Genomic DNA, 17,787 nt, shown 5'->3' with positions numbered 1-17,787 from the left:
TTTATCCCTACTTTCCTATTTCCAGTGCTTTTGCTATCATAGACTTCTGAGCATTTAATGTATCTATATTAGACTCATATGCTCGTGAAGCTGTTATTAAATCTGTCATTTCAACCAATATATTTACATTTGGATATTCTACGTATCCATTTGGCTTTGCATCTGGATGAGATGGGTCATATACTTCTTTAAGAGGTGATTTATCATCTTCAACAGATGTGACTTTTACTCCTAGCATACCTAATTTGTTATCATAGTTTTCTTCAAAGGAAACAATTTTTCTTCTGTATGCTTCCCCGTTTGGACCTCTTGTAGCGTTTATGTTAGCTACATTAGATGATATGATATCCATTTTCAAGCTTTCTGCTGTTAAACCACTAGCAGAGATCTCCATTCCACTGAACACACTCATCTTCTAATTACCTCCCACTTATTATTGATTTGGTCATTGCTATTTTACCATTTGCAAAACCTATCAAAGCATTGTATTGTAACGTTGTCATTGCTTGATTTACTTTTTCTTCTTCTATATCTACATTATTACCATCCACTCTTAATCCCTTGGAATTGTCTGTTTTTTCTTCTATTTTAGGCATGGCATCATTTAATGTTTCTTCAAAAGTTACGTAATGTTTTTTGTAGCCTTCAGTATTTATATTTGCTATATTATTCGCTATTGCCTGACTTCTTAGATTAGTTGCATCTAATCCCATTTTTATAATGTCATATGTATTCATACTCACTCCTCCTTAAAAGATTTTCATCTACTCTATTTATTAATTAAAAACAGAGTTGCTATATTACAAAAAATGACTTCTTTATTTATTCAAATTAATTACATTTCTATTACATTAATATAATAATGTATCATTTTAGTAAGAAAACAAATTTCCCCTTAGTAAACTCCAGTAAAAATATAAAAAAATTTTAATATATATTTAAATATTTCTTTATAAAGTTGCCTTTTTTTGTAAAATAGTCACTTTTTATATGCTTTATCTTTATTTTAAATTATAAATTGGTAAAATTTGTTATTATATATACTTTCTACTGTAATAAAGTAATTTTTTCATAACAAAATGACCGCCAAAAAGGCAGTCAATTCGACTAATCCTACATATACAGTATACTTAGGACTCTTTTTGGCAACTGGCTGACATAGTTTATATACAAACCTTAGCCCCTATAGCTTTGCGTCACTAAATTTCTCTAGTTTTGCCAATTTAGTTTTAACTTAAGTATACAATAAATAACAAATTTTTTAAATATATTTTTGTGTATATTATTCTGTTTTATTTTATAATTTAATTTTTAATGTATGATATAGTGTTTATTTTTGAATGTAATCTTATAAGATTTGAACAAAAACATTTATTCCATTCTCAATAAAATTTAATCTATTAGTTTAAATATTTTATTGGGAATGGAATAATTAACCCACATATCTTAATTTAAATAGCTTTTATATTAAAAAACTATTATACTTTATCAGTGTCAATAAACTCAGAATAAATATCAATAAACATTTTTCTATATTTATAGTATTCATCTGAAATATATAATAACCCAGAATCATGCACACACCACGGTTTTTTTTGGTTTGGTATTACAACTTTATACTTATTTTTTATAAATTCTATACTTTGAGATAAGTCATAAAAATCCCATCCATCAAATACATCTTCTCGCCATCTCAAATCATATTGAGTTATCATTATTAGACCATCAATACCAAGCACTTCTTCATATTCTTGCTCTACTTCATCATAGCTTAATAATGACATTTTTCCTGTAACACTTGACTCGTATACTTTTCCAACTTGCCAATAATTTTCACAAAATAATTTTTTTGTACCACAAACTCCAATCATTCCAACTGATTTATTACTTTCAAATATACTCATAATATCATATATAAAATTTTCATTAATTATAAAAACATCTTGATGTAGATATACTTTATAGATAGCATCAGATTTACTCTGAGCATTATTATATGCACTTGCAATAGATGATGCATCTCTTATAGATATTATTTCTACTCCAAACCCTTCAGGTCTCTTTAGTCTACTTATATAGAAAAGACACTCTATATATGACAATGTATTATTAACTGCTGTTATAAAACAAATTTTCTTATTATTCATATTTAAAGAATTCTCTCCTAACATCCTTGATAGCTTTTTGTGTTGAATTAAGATATGCATATCCATATTTAGAACATGGTTCTAGTATAGCACCTTCTCCCCATTCATTCCATGCATTTATAAAAACTATATCTTCATCTAAGTTTCTATTTTTTTTATTCATAGTCATAATATCTTTAAGCCACATGTAGTAATATTTTGGAGATGAACCTTCAAATATCCACGACTTTTCAGCTTTCCTTGGGGTGTTATCCCAACTTGGTGTAACACATTTATAGATTTTGTTACATTCATAGTCTATATAGTTTCTCTTTTCAACATATTCTCTATAATCAAAAACTCTACCTTCATAATTATCTTTTATAAAATCAATTTCTTTGTTTATAATACTATATTTAGATAAATCAGTACTTATATTTCCATGTGGGCTAAATTCGTTAGCTGCATCAAACCCACACTGATGATAATAGGAGCTATCTTTACCCCAAGGTTCTTTTGTAGCAATTACGTAAATATCCCCAATGTTATTTAATTTACAGTATTCCCTCCAAAAACCAATTACTTCAATAGGGTCAGGAATATTTAACGGTCTGTATATCATTATAACTTTTTTATTATTTATTTCAATATATCTATCATCCTCTAAGTATCTTTTCATATCATAAATAGCATTTTTATAATCCTCTTTTGTATCTAATTGTTTTACTAATATCTCCTTATTATCACTTTTATACCCTCTTGTCCAGTCTTCATTTGCCCAATATAAACAAAAAGGTATCTTCAAATCTTTATTATTTAAAAGGATATCTAATGGCTTTCTAAGTAATTTTACATCTCCACTCAAATAATAGTATATTGAAAATCCATAAATACCACTTCCTTTTGCCAATTGTATTTGACGTTTAAATGTATCTATAGATTCTAAACTGTAAAATCCAAGATCTTTAGGTAATCTTGGCTGGTAATGTCCAATATATTGTGGAATTGCTCTTGATACATTATCCCATTCTGTACTTCCTCTACCCCACCATTCATTATTGTTATCATCTAAGTGAAATTGGGGTAAATAGTATGCTATGAGTTTACTATCTATTTTATTAAATTCATAATCTAATCTTATATCTTTACTATATTCTGATAAAAAAGAGTTCTTATTATGTATATAATCTATGTACATTTTATACTTGTTTATATCATTCTCTAGACATTTTTTATTTTTTTTGCGTATTTTTAAGAAATACTTATCTACAAAGTATTCCTCTTTAATATCTTTAGTAAGTAAATCACTTAGATTTTCAATCAATTGTAATTCTTCACTTTCCATATCTGTTTTACTATAATATATTTCAACTATTTCATAGCCTGTTTCTTTAAATAACTTATGTATCTCTTTAAATGTAAAAAATCTTAAGTATGATTTATCTAAAACTTCAGAATCTGAATATGAAAATGACCCATTTATAAGTTTTTTAATAACACTTATATGCATTATATTTGGCACACTGACTAGTATATATCCATCCTCTTTTAGATATTCATATATATTTCTTAATACATCCCATGGGTTTCTTAAACAGTTTAATGTATTTGGAAATATAATATAATCAAATAATCCATACATACTTTTCAGATTGATTCCTTCTGTGTTTCGCATTAAATTATTAAATACTATTTCTCCAAGTTCTCCAGAATTTATATTAATTTTTGTTCTATAAGTATTAGCATTCCTATAGATATTTTTTAACTCTAATAGAGCCTCTCCTAAACCATATCCAATTTCTAATACATTTATAGACTCCTTCTTTCGTGATTTAATCATCTGTATAATTTCCGAATAATTTTTAGAACTGTTCTTCATATAAAAATTCCATTTTGAATTTAATCTTTCATTATTTATCTCTTTAATATATTTTAACTCATCATCTCTATAGTGAAGTATTTTATTAAAGCAATGAACAAATGTATCTTTACACATAAGTAAATTATATCCTTCATCTATTACTCTCAGAAATACATCCTGAAATATATAATGCTCCAAAGTAAATAATTTATCTAACTCTCCTATCTGATTCAATACCTCTTTTTTGATTAAAAAACAACTAGTAGATAAACTAAATTTATAATCCCATAGTTTACTATTAGACACATTAAAGCATTTAGAAAAATCTAACATATCTAATATATTGTCATATTTTAAATTCATGTTTTTACATATAGAATCTTCATTTGATACTGCACACACTATACCTATATTATTGTCACTATATAAAGCTTTGCTTAAATTATCTAACCAATTCGGTGTGGCTACAATTTTATTTTCCAAAAATAATATGCTTTCTCCTTTAGAAGCTTCTATTCCCCTAATATACCCTGTAAACATTTCTATAGGATAATCTTTGTTTTGTATTATTTTCAAATCATTTTGCGATTTTAACCATTTGATTGTACCATCAGTTGATGCATTATCAATAACTATTATTTCAAAAGTTCCTTTAGATGTGAATTTCCTTATGCTTTCAATACATAGTTTTGTATATTCTATATGATTATGAACTGAAATTATGATACTTGTAAAATTCGTATTTACTTTGTCATTATTATATTCATATTCACTTATAATATTTATCATATTATTATCCAAGCTCATATTATAATTCATTATCACAAATCTCCTTTTGTACTAAATTTTTTCTTATATAATCCTTCTATTGAAATGAAAACATCAGTTCTTGAATGTCACTATTTCCCTTAATTAATTCATTACTGTTCTCTAGTATATCCATTGCTATTTCATTTTCACCCATAATATTAAAAATTGAAATAATATTGTAGATTGTGTCAACATCATTTCTATCAAATTCAAGTGACAACATAAATATAGATACACATAATTCATATAAACCTATATTATAAGCTTCTACACCAATTCTATTTAAAACCTTATTCTTATTTATTACATTAGCATCAATCAAGAACCTTGCATAATCAATAAATTCGTCGCCATATTTACTTTCTATGCCAAATATATACTCTAAACTACTTTCTATATCTATCTCGTTGTCAATTCTTATCAGTCTGTATTTTAAATCTATCAAATCACTATCTTCATAAACTCTATTTAGATCTACAGCATATGTTGCTTTTATTTTATACTGATACGCTTGATACTGATCTCTCATATTTTCACCTGACATTGAACACAGACAATCGATAAGTTTTTCATCTTCCTCTGTTAATCCAACTATAGATGCAGATACACTATTTATATCATAATTGTTTCCAGAAAATAGTTTTTGAATTTCACTTAATGTAAAAAATCTTAAATGTGTTTTATCTAAAATTCCCCATTCAGCATATGTGAAATTTCCACAAATTAATTCTCTTAACACACTTACATGCATTATATTAGGAATACTTGCAATTATATTGCCATCTTTTTTCATGTAATCTCTAAACGAACGCAGCACATCCCATGGATTATTTAAATGTTCTAATACATCTCCTAAAATTATATAATCAAAATATTTTTTCTTATACGGAATTTTTATTGTTTCTATATTATCAATTAATACATTGGTTATATTTTGCGCTATTTTAGCAGGGCTTTCACATAATTCTATACCATATACTTTGGCATTTTTATATTGATTCTTTAGTTCTAAAAGTGTTGCGCCTGTCCCACATCCTACTTCCAATATATGTAGTTCTTTGTTTTTTTCTTCTTCTATCATATCAATTAAATCAAATCTAATATTATTACTATATTCAACACTAAATTTCCATTTTTCCCTAAACTTCTCTCTATTGTTGTTTAATATTTCATTGTATCTCCATATATCTTCTTTAAATGAAGTACTTCCAAAATGATGAACAAAAGTATTTTTACACAGAATTAATTTATATCCATTTTGTATCATTCTAAAGCATATATCATCATCCTCAAAATTACCTGGCGAAAAAATTTCATCTAATAGACCAACCTTATCTAGGACTTCTTTTTTTATAGCCATACAAAATCCAACTAGCTTAATTCTATACTCCCAATAGTTCTCATTATCTTGATTAAATTTACTTGAAAATTCAATTAATTCTTCTATAGAATTATAGTCCACTTTTATTTCTTGATAATATGAACAATTATTAGTAACTGCTCCAACTGCTCCTATATCTTTGTTACTCCATAATGCCTTATCCAAGTTATAAAGCCAGTTTGGAGTTACTATAACATCATTATTTAAAAGAATTATATTTCTACCACTAGATATCTTAATTCCTTGATTACACCCTTTTGGAAACCCTTTGTTCTCATTATTGAATATGATTTTTAAGTCATTTTGTTTTTTTAACCATTCCACAGTTCCATCTGTTGAATTATTATCAACAACAATAATCTCATATGAATTTTCATATGTGAACTTTTTTATACTTGCTATACACAGTTTAGTATACTCTAGCTGATTATAAGTTAATATAATTATACTTGTGAAATTTTGTACATCTTGATTTTTAATTTGATATTTTTCCACAAAATCAATCGAATTATCCAAATTTATATATCCATTCATATTTATTACTATCCTCTCAAATTAAATTTATTTCATATTATATCTCAACTCATGAAGATATTTTATATTATATAAAGTATCTTCATTTGACATATCCAAAGAATAGGCTTTTTTTAACATAAACTCAGCCTCATTAAAATTTTTATCTATAATCATTATTATACTTTTTATATTTAAAATTCTTGCATCATCTTTAAATGTTCTGGAATATTCATCAATTAATATTTTAGCACTTTTTAATTCTCCATTATTGATCATACATTCTATATTATTAATAAACTCATCCTTTAATTTCTTAAATTCATTACTTTCATTTAAACTTTCCTCAAAATCCTTTATTAATATTTTTATTATTCTTTTATAGTAAGGATACTCATTAATCAAGTTTTTTATTTTATTAATATACTCCAAATTATTTATACTATCATTATTATAAAGCATACATTTGAATTCTATTGTAAATCTGTCTATATCATTACATAAATATTTTAATAAATCAGCATCCTCAAATTCTTTATATAAAAACCTTATATACTCATAAGAATATACTATATAGAAATAAAATAATTCTATATATTTATTTTCTTCTAAACTACAGTTATCTAAAATAAGTTTAGATATTACCTTATAAATTTTTATCTTTTCAATTTCAAAAGTAGTTGGAACATATTTTATATAATTATATAAACTGATAGCAAATTCATTATCATATTTAATAGCATAGCTCATATATTTTTCTATCCAGATTACGTCTAAATCATTTACTGTATTAAATATATCTAATTTATTTTCATATGCTATATTAATGAGCACTCCATAAATAGGATTTTTTTCATTTTTTAATATTTCTTTGCATTCATCTAATGATATTTCATTTTTTAATCTTATATAATTTAATCTTCCATAATTTCCCTCTATAGCAGAAAGCATACTATAAAGTTTTAACTTTTTCTCTTTCTTTAAGCTTTTGATTAACTGTTCTAGTCCATAAAAAAAACTATCTCTTTCTACATTAGAATTTGGTAATTTATTATAATACTCCAATATTTCATCCAACTTATTTACTTTTTCTAAAGATGCAAATAAAAATTTATTTACTTGTCTTTTATATATATATTTATTTATATTATTATACTTTTGTATAACTTTATTGTATTCTTCCATCGCATAATACATAAATATAATTTCGCAAAGGATATTATCTCTATTAGACATACAATTCCCATCAGCAAATAAAGAATTTGACTGTGTACTAATATCATAATTATCTACAAGATAAATATATCTCTCAAACGATATAATACTGTTTTTTATTTTTCCAAGAAATTTTTGTACATTACCTAGATAGTAATATATATCAATATTATTTTTATCTTTTGATATATATCTAGTACATAAATCTTCAGCCTCTTTATATTTTCCATTTACAATATATCTATTTGCCAAACTTGTGTATACATATTCTGGTACATCTCCATGTTTTCTATATAGTTTATATGCTTTTTCTATATATTCAAGTGACTCTACTTCTTCACCTTCAGATACTAGGTTCTTACCCATTTGATAATTTATATATGGATTATCAGGATTTTCTTTTAACTCTGCACATAATAATATTCCATTTCTTTTGGTTTTATTAAGTTTAAACTCTTCGTCCTCATAAAAATATCCATAATGATCAAATTCAGCTATGTTTTTATATATTGGTTCTTCATATATTGGTTGTTCATGAATTTTTCCCTCATATTTAAAATTATCATTTTTAAATAATCTCATTAGTGTCACAGTTGTTGTCAATCTCTCATCAGACTCAAAATTTGCAAATATATTTTTTAGGTTTACTGAGGCAGAATTATATTTTTTATACATTCCTGTTTCAAAAAACATTAATAAATCTTCATACTTAGTTAATATCTCGTCTGCATCTACTATAAGTATCCATTCCCCCTTTGAATAAGATATTGATTTATTTCTCATATCTGAAAAATTATCATTCCACTTTTGAAAATAGATATTATTTGTAAACTTTTTTGCTATTTCTACAGTTTTATCATGAGAACCTGTATCTAGTATTACAAGCTCACTATCTAAACTTTCTATAACAGGAATCAATGATTTCAGTGTTTTTTCTAGAAATTTTTCTTCGTTTTTAACCATCATTACAATACTAAGTAGCATAATCATATTCCTTTCTGTGATAAACTATTAAAAATAAAGAGTAAAGCAATGCTTTACTCTTTATCCCTTACTTTTTTATATTATCCTAATAGTTGTAATACTCCTTGTGGTTGTTGATTTGCTTGAGCCAACATTGATTGTGATGCTTGTACTAATATATTCATCTTAGACAAATTAACCATTTCTGATGCTACATCAGTATCTCTTATTCTAGATTCAGCAGCAGTTACATTTTCTAATGTATTATTTAAGTTATTTTGAGTTGATTCTAGTCTATTTTGTTGTGCTCCTAATTTAGCTCTTGCTGAGTTTATAGATGCAAGTGCTTTATCTAGATTAGATACCATTGTTTTAGCACTAGCAGTACCCACTGTTCCACTATCATTTAAACTTGATATTGCACTAGCAGTTATTCCAGCTGTACTCATTACACTTGCAGTATTAATCAGATTAACTGTTATTTGGTTATCACTTGCATCATTTGCTCCAACTTGTAATTTTATTTCTGTAGCCTTACCATCTAACAATGTTTTTCCATTAAATGATGTTGATGTTGATATTCTTTCAACTTCACTATTTAATTGGCTTAACTCATCAGATATTTTTTCTCTTTCTTCTTTAGTATTAGTCTCATTTGAAGCCTGAACTGATAAAGTTCTCATTCTTTGTAGTATATTACCAGTTTCTTCTAACGCACCTTCTGCAGTTTGTACAACTGATATACCATCTTGAACATTTCTTCCAGCTTGATCTAAACCTTTAATCTGAGCTCTCATTTTTTCAGATATAGCAAGACCTGCTGCATCATCTGCTGCTCTTTTTATTCTGACCCCAGAAGATAATTTCTCCATAGATTTACTTTGTCCACTTACATTTCTTCCCATTTGGTTATTTGCTATTAAAGCACTTACATTTGTATTAACTCTCATTATTTACCCTCCTTAGTGTTATTGACATCCTTGTCATTTCTACTATTATTTTATCTAATTATATAATCGGACATATTGTGCTTAACTTTATACTTTTTTATTGAAAATATTTATTTTTTCTCTGTTTGAATTAGAATACATCGTATTAACTTGTTTTGTTAGTCTATATTCATACAATTCTTTCTTCACTATTGCTAACTGTTCATTAAGAATTCCTTTAATCTCATTATCGATTTCAAGCATTCCTAATTCATTGTATTTTTCTATAAAAGAATCTTTATCAATTTCATTTATACCATTTATAATATCTTGTCTCTCATCCAGCTTGCTATTTATATCCTTATATTTGTTATTTGTAATCATACTTAAAATTTGCTCAGATATAATTTTGTATAGATTTATCTTTTCTTCTAATTCATTCATGATACCTCCTACTCTTATTTATTCTGTGAAAAATAGTTCATCTGAGAATTGTATTTGTTTAGTAAAGATTCAAGAGCTGAATATTTGCTATACAACTTAGCCTCCTTAGCATTCATTTTTTCTACAAGCCTATTTATATTTTTTTCTTTATCAGCAATATCTTTAGAATATATATTTTCACTAGCAGATGCAGTTTTTGCTATACCTGATTTCTCAGCCAATTTCGACCCAGAACTACCAGCATATTCATACACAATACTTTTTAGTTTTTCAAACATACCTTTATCTTCAAAATTTGAAGAAAATCCAGCCAAATTTTTATAAACCTTATCACTATCTTCTACAAGTGCCTTTGAAAACTTTTCTTCATCAAATGATATCTGACCTTTTTTATTGTAATCCGCGTGTTCGCTTATACCCATACTTTTTAAAAGATTAATATTACTTGAAGAGCCAAAAAAAGATTTTTGGATATCTTCAACAAAGGATCTCAATTCACTGTCATTTCTAAGTATTCCTTCTTTTGCCTTCTTATCCCACTTCTCTATTTCCTCAGTTGTCATATCCTCTTTTTGTCTTTCTGTAAGAGGCGGGTAATCTGGAGATTTTTTTGTAGTTACTAAGCCATATACTTTATCCATTAATTTATTATAATCTTCAACAAAATCCTTCATATTCTTTACTGCTTTTTCAGTATCTGTCACAGAAGTAAGTTTTGCATTCCCTTTTCCATTAACTGTATAATCTACATTATCTATAGTAAATACATTTTCAGATTTGCTTATGTATGTATCTCTACCCTTAGAATCTGTAACTTTAGCTTCTAAATTCTTTCCTACCAATACAAAATCTTTGTTCCCACTTCCATCATCTGTGGAAGCAACACCATTTTCTATTGATATTTGATTGGCCAATGCATCATTTCCTGTTACTTTTAAATCAATCTTTGAATCTAAACCTGTTTGTTTTCTAGAAATAATTAGTTCACCTGTCATTTCGCTATATGATGCTTTTATATCTGTATCTGAACAAAGAGAATTTATTTTACTAACTATAGTACTTGTTGTATCTTGCTCTGTTATTGGTATATTTACATCACCTATAGTCAATGAACTAGCACCACTCGCATTTGGAGGAAACTGTGTAACAATTGGAGAAGTTGTATTTAGTTTTATTGTAAGTTTAGCAGGCTCAGCCATTTGACTTACTGCAAATTGATAATTTATCTTATCAGCTCCTGCTGAACCACTAGCTGATATTATACTTTCATCAGAACTCTTTATGCTCAGTGATGAATAAGCTTTATTATTTAGTATACTATTTTCTGATGTTACACTAAGGTATTTATCATATAGATTCTTGGAATCTTGAATAACCTCTCTATAAATTTCTTGTTTCCATTTAACTATCTGCTGTGCTTGTTTAGCTTTGTCAACAGCTTCCTTATCTTTTATCATACTAGCCTCTATTACACCTTCCATATCAAAACTACCTGAGAGACCTGTAACTCTAATTGGACTTATATTTGACATAATAACCCTCCTTATATTACTCTCTACTTTTTCTACTTGCCTCATACCATATATCTCTAATTTGCTCTATTATTGGAAAAACTTCATCTATTATTTGTATACCATTATTTAAATCTGCATTTGACAATTTATACTTTATAAAATCATACACTTTGTACATATCTTTTGCCCACTGACCTGCATCTTGATTCAAAGTAACCATAAGTTCTGCAAATATATCTTGTACCCTAATTAACTCCTTATGGGCACTATCCATATCATTATCAACAATAGCAGCCCTAGCTACTCTTGTATATTTTACTGCTCCATCTACAAGCATAAGTAATAGTTGTTCTTGCGAAGAATATTGTAATTTTTCTATGTTTAAACTCATTTAATTATCCTCTTGTTCTTTCATCTTTACTTTTTTTATCTGCTTCATACCAAGTATCCCTAATTTGTTCTATTATTGGTAATACTTCATCTATTACTTGTATATCTTTTCTTATATTAGCTCTTGATAATTCATATCTTACAAAATCATAAACTTTATACATATCTTTTGCCCATTTACCTGCACTTTGATCTAACGTAACCATTAGCTCTGTAAATATATCCTGGACTCTAACAAGTTCTTTATGTGCCCTTTGCATATTTTTATCTATAATGGATAGTCTAGCTATCTTTGTATACTTCACTGCACCATCTACAAGCATAAGTAATAATTGTTCCTTTGATGCCATAAATATTGAATTTTGCTTATAAGAATTATAAGGGTTTTCTCCATACATATACTACTTCCTCCAAATACTTTTATTTTAATTTACTTAAAATCTCTATATTTATCTTTGTTGCCTTTATATTTTCATCTTTTATCTTTTCATAAATTTCTTTTCTTAGTATTCCTATATCATTTGGTGCTGATATAGCCAATTTAATATTCTTTCCATCAACACCTACTACCTTAATCTCAATATCTTCTCCTATAAGTATTGACTCTCCCTTTTTTCTAGAAATCACTAACATCCATCATCACCTCTCAATAATGGATGTCTTATACTGTAATTTTCTTCTTGTAAGATTATTTGCATTCCATAATTATTTTTTATATTTATTATTATAGGAGCTTTCATATTCACAGTTGATTCTTTTAAAGTTGGTCCAAGAGTTAATATATTAAATATTATAATATCATTAGGGGATTCTACTTTGAGTTTTTCTATTATATCTTGATTTAAAGTTATCTCATATTCATCAATAATCTCAAATGGTGATACAACAATAAATCCTATACAATCTTCTTCAATAGAATTAAATTCTTTTAAAGTATTATTATTTTCTATATCTAAAAGCTCATATTCTTTTAGATTTTCAAACCCTAGTATACCTTTTTTTAATGTAATTTTCATCATATCTTCGTTATTTTACTATATGTAATCTAATATAGATACATTAAATAACTTTCCTCCTGTTTGTAGTGAAGCTTGATAAGTTAATTCTGCCGCCTTTAATTGGACAAGTTTTTCTCCATAATCTATCTCTTCATTTTGTGATAGAATATCCTTTAACTGAATCAAATTTTCATCATTCTTTTCCTTCATTGCATCTACAGTATTTGCTTTAGTTCCATATATAGATCTAGTATTCACTGTATTCTCAATCAACTTATCTACACCGCTTAAACATGTCGTTGTCAAGTCTTTTATATCTGCATCACTAGGATTTATTAACTTTCTCGATATATTATTTAAATCTTCAAATGGATCTGTTTTTGTTGGGTCAAAACCAAGAGAACTTAACTTGACATTATATTCTACATTTATACCCTGAGCTATGTTCATACTTAAAGAATCTTTTAGTTTGTTTAAATTTATACCACTGTTAAATTTTAAGCTTACAGAACCATCTGCATTTTCAACATATTGAACAGGTGGTGTACCTGTATTTGATCCTGAAAATATATATTTACCTTCATGTGTTGCATTTAAAGCATTTGCAATTTCCTTCATTTTTTCATTAGTTGAATTACTAAGAGTCTTTAGTTCATCCTCTGAATATGCACCATCACCACTTGCCACCAAAGTTTTCTTTACATCTGATAATAATTTCCCAAGTTGATCTAATGCAGTATCAGTAGTTTCTAACCAATTTCCTGTATCATTACAGTTTTCAATATAAGTCTCCATAGTCTTTATTTCACTTTTTGAGTTCAATATTTTTATTGCTTTATATGGATTATCAGATAGTTTGTTTATTTCTTTTGTTGTATTAACTTGTCTATTAACTTTATCTAACCTTTGTAGATTATCTTGTAGTGAGTTTAGATAACTGCTAGACATCATACCTGTACTAACTCTCATTATAAATTCCCCCTTCTACTAAATTATCCCATTTATCACAACATCCAACAGTTGTACAGCTGTTGACATAACTTTTGCACTAGCTTGATATGAACGTTGTACTTTTATAAGCTCTGTCATTTCTTCATCTAAGGATACTCCTGAAACACTCATTCGTGAACTATCAATATTATTTATAATTTTACGTTGATTCACTTCATCTTGATTCACTTTTTTAGAATCTAAACCTATTGATTCTGCAAAAGCTTTATAGTGGTCACTTATCGTACTTACTTTTCCACCAACTACCCCAATATCTATTTTTTCATCTTTTAGCTTAGCAATCTTTGAGGCCTCATCAGCAGTAAGCTTTAATTCATTTGGGTTACTCTTTATAGCTGGATTTACCTTTATAATATCTTCACCAGCTACATTTGAAGTTATAAAAAAATCTGTTACTGTTATTCCAGCAGATGTATTATAAACATCATTTATCTGTTTAGCTAATCCATCAGATACGTCTTTTAAATCACTTTTATATGTATCAATCTTACCATGCATTTCAAACAACCCTTGTAAAGTACCCGACACACCTTTTTTCCAAGTTCCATCTGCATTTTTTAATTCATTAAGTTCTAATTTCCCATCTGCAAGCATATTTTTAACATCACTATTTTCAAGGTCTAGCTTAAAACTTAAATCATCTAAGATTCTATCTCTTTCATCAAGTAAATCATTTGGGGTAGAGCCAGAGCCAGATATAACATCAATAGATTTATTCAAATCTTCAAGACTTTTTAACATGTCATTTATCTGTTTTATCTCAGAGTCTATATTGTCATCTATATCTCCTTTTAACTTATCAAGCTTCTTATAACTTTCACTTATTAAAGTTGCTAAATTTGATGCATTTTCTACCACGAGACTTTTTTTACTGTCACTATTTATATCTTTTGCTAATGATTCCCATCCTTTAAAAAAGTCATCTATACCTGCAGATATTCCATAATCCGATGGTTCATTTATTATAGTTTCTATAGTATTATAATAGTCATACTTTGAAACTGTCTTACCATATTTATGGGCTTCTGCTCTAAATTGATAATCATAAAAACTATTTCTAGCTCTTGTTACATCTGTTACATGTACACCTGTACCTAATTGACCTCTCCCAATTGCATTGTTCAAGCTAGGCATATACATAGGGCTATTTGTGGCAAATTCTGTTCTTTGCCTAGAATAACCTTCTGTATCTAGATTACTTATATTATGAGAAATCGTCTGTATTGCTTTTTGATGTGCATTCATTCCTGAATTGGCTGTATTTAAAATGGAAAATAATCCCGCCATATTTTTCCTCCTAATATCTATTTTCTAATATTTCCATAAGAATTATAAGTTGTAGTTTGTTTGTCCATTGGTTTTATAAAATTAATCATCTTTTTTGTAAAAATAAGTTCTTTCTTTATTAGAGAATCATTCGATTCTTGTTGATTTTTAGCTAAAGCAATAATGTGCTTTAAATCTGTATATATTTCTTTTAAATATTCATCATTACTATTTTCAACAACTTCACTCATTGAAATATCATCACTAAAAAGTTGTCTTCTCTTTATCTCTATAGATGCAAGTTCTCTACTAATATCTTCTAATTTAGGATTTAATCCATTTAAATTTTCTATATCTTTTACAACTATATAGTCAAATTGCTCTTTTAATAATTCCATCATATTACTAAGTATCTTTTTTTCTTCATATATTATAACTTTTAAGTCTGTAATCATGACTTTATCCTCGCATATCCTCTATCATTTTTTTCGCAATTTCTTCTGGTTTTATTTTGTAAGTTCCATTTTCCAATGCATTTTTTATTTCATCGATTTTCTTATTTCTAATAGTCTCATCACTCATATTTGATACACTTGCCATTTCCTTTGCAAATTTAGATAGCTCTATCTTGTCTGTTTTACTAGTTTTTTGAACTTCTTCCACTTTTTTTACACCTGATGTATTCTTTAAATAATTATTTATTACAATATTTGAACTTACATTTTTAATATCCATCTTTTCACCTCCAAAATTACATACTTATAATTTAGTTATCGCTCAAAAAATAAAAACATTTATATGATTCAAACATATTTTAAATTTTTTATAAAAATATCCCCTTAGCTAAACTCATACAGAACAGCTTAAAGGGATACTATTTAAAATGCTAATTTATATCTGAATCTTCTATTTTAGATAATCTTACAGATAATTTCTCATTTGTAATAATGCTTTCTCCATAAGCAAACAATCTATCATTTGCATATATATCTAATTTTTCATCCACATTCTTATTTAGTTTTATTATAGAACCTTCTTTTAATTCTAATATGTTTTTTATTGTTTCTGTTGTATTTCCTATAGAAACAGCTACATTTACTTTTGCATTAAAAACATTTTGATTTTCTTCTATAACGCCAGTCTTTTCTTCTATTAGTTGCCCAAAATTCAATTCATATATATCCTCTTTTTTGCTATTCATAAAACTTTTCTCCTTGTATAACCTTATCTATACATATCTATCAACAAGCCTTGTATCATATCAACAGTAGAAACAATATCTATGTTTTCTTTTTCTTCACTAAGTAATTTACTAGTCATATCCTCAAGTTTATCATCAACAATCTTTACATTCTTATAGTATTGATGCTCCCAAAAACTGCTATTTTTATCAAGTGAATACATATTATCTACAACAGATTTTAGGTATTCTTTTACTGCATTTTTGTATATACTAATATCACCATAGTTTTGAGTAAGTACAAGCCTTTCCCCCGCCTTTTTTACACTTTCCAGATTTCGTTTTATATCTTCCATTGAAGAAGATTGTTTTACAGAGTTTAAGTTATCAGAAAATTTATTATTCTCTTTTAGTTTTTTAACCTCTATATTTCTACTTGGACTTATGTTTAGCTTATCTATATTTATACCCATAATAAAGCCTACCCTCTATAATATTTCATAACCTTAGGAATATAATTTTGTGTTTCTTTTGGCATTTTATACAGGTCAGAAATTGATTCTACCCCTCTGCTTTTCATCCTTCCAGGACCACCATTATATGCCATCAATCCCATTTCTATGCTCCCTCCAAACATATCAATGTATTCCTTAATGTGTCTAGTTCCAGCATCTATATTCTGTTCTATATTAAAAGGGTCTGTAACACCCAAATCTTTGCAATTTTCCGGCATAAGTTGCATAAGACCCTTCGCACCAGCAGAAGATACAGTATTTGGATTAAAATCTGATTCAACTTTAATTATTGCTTTTATAAGGTTCGCATCCACATTATATTTTTTTGATGCTTGCTCTACAGCACTTTCAATTCTTGACTTTAAATTTTTATCTTTTGTATCAACATCTATAAACCTACTAGATGTATTATTTACTACATTATCAAGCTCGTTAAATAAATTTTCAGAATTAGACAATAAATTATATCCATTAGAAGTCTGTTGATTATTTTGTGACAATGCTTTTAACAATGTCATCATAACCATGTCAAATCCAGATGAATTATTATATGTACAGTTACACTGATTTGTAGTGTTGCTACCAGATAATTGAGTTAATGCCAATATATTAATTAATGAACTTATCTCATTCAATATAAAACTCCCCTTTCTAAATTTTATAAACTTCAA

At 27.0% G+C, this 17,787-nt stretch carries 20 protein-coding genes and 1 riboswitch; all 20 genes read right to left on the bottom strand.

Annotated elements, in window-relative coordinates:
* Positions 1-7: 7 nt before the first annotated feature.
* A complete protein-coding gene (gene flgC, locus IC175_RS15500) occupies positions 8-412 on the bottom strand; it encodes a flagellar basal body rod protein FlgC (RefSeq protein ID WP_038811378.1) in 405 nt (134 codons plus the stop codon).
* Between the two features lie 7 nt (positions 413-419).
* A complete protein-coding gene (flgB, locus tag IC175_RS15495) occupies positions 420-737 on the bottom strand; it encodes a flagellar basal body rod protein FlgB (protein ID WP_227434666.1) in 318 nt (105 codons plus the stop codon).
* Between the two features lie 404 nt (positions 738-1,141).
* Positions 1,142-1,230: riboswitch (cyclic di-GMP riboswitch) on the bottom strand.
* Between the two features lie 248 nt (positions 1,231-1,478).
* Complete coding sequence (locus IC175_RS15490; protein WP_227851701.1) at positions 1,479-2,147, bottom strand: glycosyltransferase family protein; 669 nt, start codon at positions 2,145-2,147, stop codon at positions 1,479-1,481.
* Positions 2,140-4,806 (bottom strand): glycoside hydrolase family 99-like domain-containing protein, encoded by a 2,667-nt coding sequence (locus IC175_RS15485; protein ID WP_227831414.1) that lies wholly within the window; start codon positions 4,804-4,806, stop codon positions 2,140-2,142. Before IC175_RS15485 ends, IC175_RS15490 begins: the two co-directional genes overlap by 8 nt.
* A gap of 46 nt (positions 4,807-4,852) precedes the next feature.
* Entirely contained in the window at positions 4,853-6,712 is a 1,860-nt protein-coding gene (locus tag IC175_RS15480) for a bifunctional glycosyltransferase family 2 protein/class I SAM-dependent methyltransferase (RefSeq protein WP_227851700.1), read from the bottom strand.
* 27 nt (positions 6,713-6,739) lie between these two features.
* Positions 6,740-8,890, bottom strand: a complete 2,151-nt coding sequence (locus tag IC175_RS15475) for a glycosyltransferase family 2 protein (protein WP_227851699.1) — start codon at positions 8,888-8,890, stop codon at positions 6,740-6,742.
* Positions 8,891-8,970: 80 nt separating this feature from the next.
* Positions 8,971-9,819, bottom strand: a complete 849-nt coding sequence (locus tag IC175_RS15470; RefSeq protein ID WP_227827782.1) for a flagellin — start codon at positions 9,817-9,819, stop codon at positions 8,971-8,973.
* 87 nt (positions 9,820-9,906) lie between these two features.
* Entirely contained in the window at positions 9,907-10,242 is a 336-nt protein-coding gene (locus IC175_RS15465) for a flagellar protein FliT (RefSeq protein WP_227831417.1), read from the bottom strand.
* Between the two features lie 14 nt (positions 10,243-10,256).
* Positions 10,257-11,774, bottom strand: a complete 1,518-nt coding sequence (fliD, locus tag IC175_RS15460) for a flagellar filament capping protein FliD (protein WP_227831418.1) — start codon at positions 11,772-11,774, stop codon at positions 10,257-10,259.
* Between the two features lie 16 nt (positions 11,775-11,790).
* Positions 11,791-12,147, bottom strand: a complete 357-nt coding sequence (gene fliS / locus IC175_RS15455; RefSeq protein ID WP_227831419.1) for a flagellar export chaperone FliS — start codon at positions 12,145-12,147, stop codon at positions 11,791-11,793.
* Between the two features lie 4 nt (positions 12,148-12,151).
* The gene (gene fliS / locus IC175_RS15450; RefSeq protein ID WP_227831420.1) at positions 12,152-12,544 is read right to left on the bottom strand and encodes a flagellar export chaperone FliS; all 393 of its coding nucleotides are present in this window, start codon (positions 12,542-12,544) and stop codon (positions 12,152-12,154) included.
* Between the two features lie 22 nt (positions 12,545-12,566).
* Complete coding sequence (gene csrA / locus IC175_RS15445) at positions 12,567-12,779, bottom strand: carbon storage regulator CsrA (protein WP_227831421.1); 213 nt, start codon at positions 12,777-12,779, stop codon at positions 12,567-12,569.
* A complete protein-coding gene (locus tag IC175_RS15440) occupies positions 12,773-13,165 on the bottom strand; it encodes a flagellar assembly protein FliW (protein ID WP_227831422.1) in 393 nt (130 codons plus the stop codon). The genes csrA and IC175_RS15440 overlap by 7 nt, the downstream gene beginning before the upstream one ends.
* A gap of 15 nt (positions 13,166-13,180) precedes the next feature.
* A complete protein-coding gene (gene flgL, locus IC175_RS15435) occupies positions 13,181-14,113 on the bottom strand; it encodes a flagellar hook-associated protein FlgL (protein ID WP_227831423.1) in 933 nt (310 codons plus the stop codon).
* An 18-nt stretch (positions 14,114-14,131) separates the two neighbouring features.
* Entirely contained in the window at positions 14,132-15,442 is a 1,311-nt protein-coding gene (gene flgK / locus IC175_RS15430) for a flagellar hook-associated protein FlgK (RefSeq protein WP_227831424.1), read from the bottom strand.
* Positions 15,443-15,459: 17 nt separating this feature from the next.
* A complete protein-coding gene (locus IC175_RS15425; protein ID WP_227824844.1) occupies positions 15,460-15,876 on the bottom strand; it encodes a flagellar protein FlgN in 417 nt (138 codons plus the stop codon).
* A gap of 4 nt (positions 15,877-15,880) precedes the next feature.
* Positions 15,881-16,156: a flagellar biosynthesis anti-sigma factor FlgM gene (gene flgM / locus IC175_RS15420; RefSeq protein WP_227434647.1), complete on the bottom strand. Its 276-nt coding sequence runs from the start codon at positions 16,154-16,156 to the stop codon at positions 15,881-15,883.
* 151 nt (positions 16,157-16,307) lie between these two features.
* Positions 16,308-16,622: a FliM/FliN family flagellar motor switch protein gene (locus IC175_RS15415; RefSeq protein WP_227434646.1), complete on the bottom strand. Its 315-nt coding sequence runs from the start codon at positions 16,620-16,622 to the stop codon at positions 16,308-16,310.
* A 23-nt stretch (positions 16,623-16,645) separates the two neighbouring features.
* Positions 16,646-17,074 carry a YaaR family protein gene (locus IC175_RS15410; protein ID WP_227434645.1) on the bottom strand — a complete coding sequence of 143 codons (429 nt, stop codon included), beginning with the start codon at positions 17,072-17,074 and terminating at the stop codon, positions 16,646-16,648.
* Between the two features lie 8 nt (positions 17,075-17,082).
* Complete coding sequence (locus IC175_RS15405) at positions 17,083-17,751, bottom strand: lytic transglycosylase domain-containing protein (RefSeq protein ID WP_227851698.1); 669 nt, start codon at positions 17,749-17,751, stop codon at positions 17,083-17,085.
* Between the last annotated feature and the right edge of the window lie 36 nt (positions 17,752-17,787).

This window comes from Clostridioides sp. ES-S-0123-01, from assembly GCF_020658415.1.
Taxonomy (GTDB): domain Bacteria; phylum Bacillota; class Clostridia; order Peptostreptococcales; family Peptostreptococcaceae; genus Clostridioides.
This window is presented reverse-complemented; position numbering and strand designations above follow the sequence as displayed.